The following is a 3,268-nucleotide window of genomic DNA, read 5'->3' as shown; positions in this document are numbered from 1 at the left end:
TGGCCGGTCTGACCGGCCGCTCATTTCTGAGTAATCGGGGGATGCTTCATCAGATGCCATTCACGGCTTTTGAGGAAGCTAGTAGATTCTATGTGGTCGCCGGGGAACCTGTCCAGTTCTCTAGGCAACTGTTTGAATCTACCTCCCCGCGCCCGCCGTGTCAACGGCTTTTGCGGGGCGAAGAGGAGACTAGCAGCTCAGAGGGGCCCTACGCACATCAGGCGGCCGTCGGCACGGAGGCGCTGCGGTCCGCCGCTTCGAGATCGCCGGTCTCGCCCGCGCGCGCCGCACGTCCGCCCAGGACGTAGACGTAGGCGAGGAAGGCCAGCTCGGCAGCGACGCCGATGCCGATGCGGGCCCAGGTGGGCAGGCCGGACGGGGTGACGAAGCCTTCGATGGCGCCGGAGACGAACAGGACGAGGGCGAGGCCGATCGCCATGCCGACGGCTGCCCGCCCCTCCTCCGCGAGAGCGGTGCGCCGGCTGCGGGGACCGGGGTCTATGAGCGTCCAGCCGAGGCGCACTCCGGTGCCGGCGGCGACGAAGACCGCGGTCAGCTCGAGCAGGCCGTGCGGGAGGACGAGCCCGAGGAAGGTGTCGAGACGTCCCGCCGAGGACATGAGGCCGAAGCCGACGCCCAGGTTGAGCATGTTTTCGAAGAGGATCCAGAGGACGGGCAGGCCCAGGAAGATCCCCAGGACCAGGCACAGCGCCGCCGCCTGCGCGTTGTTCGTCCACACCTGGGCGGCGAAGGCGGCCGCGGGATGGCTGGAGTAGTAGGTCTCGTACTCGCCGCCGGGACGGGTCAGGTCGCGCAGCTGGCTCGGGGCCGCGATGGACGACTGCACTTCGGGATGGGTGCCGATCCACCAGCCCAGGAGGATCGCGACGGTGGTGGAGACGAGAGCCGTGGGCACCCACCAGTGGCGCGCGCGGTACACGGCGGCCGGGAAACCCTGGGCCAGGAAGCGCGTGGCGTCGCGCCATGAGGCGCGACGGGTGCCTGCGACGGCACTACGCGCGCGTGCCACGAGCTGGCTGAGCCGTCCCGTCAGCTGCGGGTCCGGCGCGCTGGACTGGATGAGGGAGAGATGGGTGGCCGTGCGCTGGTAGAGGGCGACGAGTTCGTCCGCCTCCGAGCCCGTGAGACGGCGCCGTCGGCGCAGCAGAGCGTCGAGGCGGTCCCATTCGGCTCGGTGTACGGAGACGAAGACGTCCAGGTCCATCGGCTGTGCCTGCTCCTCGGCTGGTCGTCCACGACTCGTCGTGGAAGCTCGTGCTTGCTGTCAGGTTGTCGTACTGCGGCGCGACCGCCCACAGCTTGGCAGACTTGCGCTCCCGGGGGCAGATCAGGGAAGGACGGCGGGCGTGAGTGAGCTGGTGACGGGCGAGGCGGTGGCCCTTGAACTGAGGCCCGCGAAGCTGCCGAGCAGGGCGCTGGCCGTACTGCTCGACCTGGCGGTGGCCGTGTTCGCGTACATCCTCGTGGTCGTGGTGCTGGTGGCGTCGACGGCGTCGTTGGACGAGGCCGCGCAGGTGGCGCTGTCCATCGCATCGTTTCTGCTGGTACTGGTCGGCGGGCCGATAGCGGTCGAGACGCTCAGTCACGGGCGCTCGCTGGGCAAGCTGGCGCTCGGACTCCGGGTGGTGCGGGACGACGGTGGGCCGATCCGCTTCCGGCACGCGCTGGTGCGGGGCGCGGTCGGAGTGATCGAGATCCTGATGACCTTCGGGGTGGTGGCCTGTATCGCCTCGCTGGTGTCGGCGCGGGGGCGACGGCTCGGGGACGTGTTCGCGGGCACCCTGGTCGTGCGCGAGCGGATACCGGTCGCGCGGACCGGCTTCGTACCTCCTCCGCCCTCCTTGCTCGCGGGGCGGTTCGCCGAGCTGGATCTGTCGGCGGTTCCGGACGGGCTGTGGCTTGCCGTCCGGCAGTACCTGACCCGCATGCGGCAGCTGGACCCCCAGGTCTCGGCGGACATGGCGCTGCGGCTCGCGGGCGACCTCGCGGCGCGCACGGGGGCTCCGGTGCCGGGGGATCTCCCGCCGGCCGTCTTTCTGGCGGCCGTGGTGCACGAGCGGCAGGCTCGTGAGGCCCGGCGGGCGTTCGGGGTCGCCGGTGGATCCGGCCCCGGGGCGGGGATGCAGCCCGGCACGCCGGCGTCGTACCAGTCGCCGGCCCCGTACCCGGCTCAGGCCACGCCCGCGGCTCAGGCCACGCCCCCGGCTCAGGCCTCGTACCCGGCTCAGGCCATGCATCCGGCTCAGGCCACTCATCCGGTCCCGCGGGACGAGGCGCGGGCCGATCGTCCGGCCACCGGTTTCGCGCCGCCGTCCTAGGCCCCCGTCGCAGCCGGGTGATGTCGTAGGCCACCGGGCTGAAAGGGAGGCGGGTTCGGGGCGCGGGGCGCGGCGGACGGGGTCGTGATCGCCGCGTTCGGTGTTCAGTCGAAGGCCGACGGGGGTGACTGAAGGTCCTCCAGCTCGATTCCGGGTGCGGCCAGTACCACGTCGCCGGCGATGTGAACCGTGTGCTGTTCTCCCGAGTCCAGGGCTGTGACCTGGTATTCGTCGACGGTCAGGGGGCCGTTGTCAGTGGCGTGTGCTTCGCTGTCGGTCAGAGCCCAGGACTGGTCCACGGTGCGGGGGGCGAGGACCGGGTCGGTGAAGGTCACGAGGCGGACGCGGGTCGCGGGGGAGGAAGGGGTGAGGCGCAGCAGACGGGCGGTGGCGACGAGGAACGCGGGGGACGTGCCGGTGAAGGCGTGGGCGCGCACATTGCCTTCGGTGGCATGGGCTCCGGTGGCGTCGGTGCGCACCCAAGTGACGCCGTCGAGGGCGGCGCCGCGCACCTGCCAGTCGCCCGCGTGGAGTTCGAGGCGGATGGGGCGGCCGAGGTCGTCCAGGGCGAGGTCGACCGAGCCGCGCTGAGCGCCGGCGGGGGTGGTCAGCCGGGACACGTAGCGCCAGCCGGACGGGCCGGGGGCGCACTGGAAGTGCTCTTCACCGAGGGGGGTGTGATCGTGCGGATCGTGGAGCGAATATCGGCCGCGGGGCATGGGGGTCCTGGATCTTGACGGGCGGGTCCGGCCGGGGGCCATGGTCCGGCGGCCAAAGGGGCAGGCCCCCGGCACGGGGGTGCGGGGGCCTGTCTCTGCGGAGCTGCTGCCGAGGGGGTGCGTCGGTGCACCGGTGCACTCCCTCGGCAGGCCGGACTACGGGGTCACCGGCTCAGTAGCGGTAGTGGTCGGGCTTGTACGGGCCGTCGA

General features: G+C 71.7%; 3 protein-coding genes. 1 reads left to right on the top strand and 2 read right to left on the bottom strand.

The window, feature by feature from the left end; all coding sequences use genetic code 11:
• Positions 1 to 217 precede the first annotated feature (217 nt).
• Positions 218 to 1,225 carry a stage II sporulation protein M gene (locus JK359_RS38410; RefSeq protein ID WP_201844361.1) on the bottom strand — a complete coding sequence of 336 codons (1,008 nt, stop codon included), beginning with the start codon at positions 1,223 to 1,225 and terminating at the stop codon, positions 218 to 220.
• 142 nt (positions 1,226 to 1,367) lie between these two features.
• On the opposite strand from JK359_RS38410, the gene JK359_RS38405 reads away from it, so the two are divergent.
• Positions 1,368 to 2,339 carry an RDD family protein gene (locus JK359_RS38405; RefSeq protein ID WP_201844360.1) on the top strand — a complete coding sequence of 324 codons (972 nt, stop codon included), beginning with the start codon at positions 1,368 to 1,370 and terminating at the stop codon, positions 2,337 to 2,339.
• Positions 2,340 to 2,443: 104 nt separating this feature from the next.
• Here JK359_RS38405 and JK359_RS38400 read toward each other — a convergent pair whose 3' ends face one another.
• Positions 2,444 to 3,058 (bottom strand): hypothetical protein, encoded by a 615-nt coding sequence (locus JK359_RS38400; protein ID WP_201844358.1) that lies wholly within the window; start codon positions 3,056 to 3,058, stop codon positions 2,444 to 2,446.
• Positions 3,059 to 3,268 lie beyond the last annotated feature (210 nt).

This window comes from Streptomyces actinomycinicus (genome assembly GCF_016741775.1).
Taxonomy (GTDB): domain Bacteria; phylum Actinomycetota; class Actinomycetes; order Streptomycetales; family Streptomycetaceae; genus Streptomyces; species Streptomyces actinomycinicus.
Note: the sequence above shows the minus strand (reverse complement) of the source record. Positions and strands in the feature narration are given on the sequence as shown.

What these genes read in the sequence shown, in the direction of transcription:
- JK359_RS38410 (WP_201844361.1), bottom strand. Translation starts at nt 1,225, where the DNA reads ATGGACCTGGACGTCTTCGTCTCCGTACACCGAGCCGAATGGGACCGC.
- JK359_RS38400 (WP_201844358.1), bottom strand. Translation starts at nt 3,058, where the DNA reads ATGCCCCGCGGCCGATATTCGCTCCACGATCCGCACGATCACACCCCC.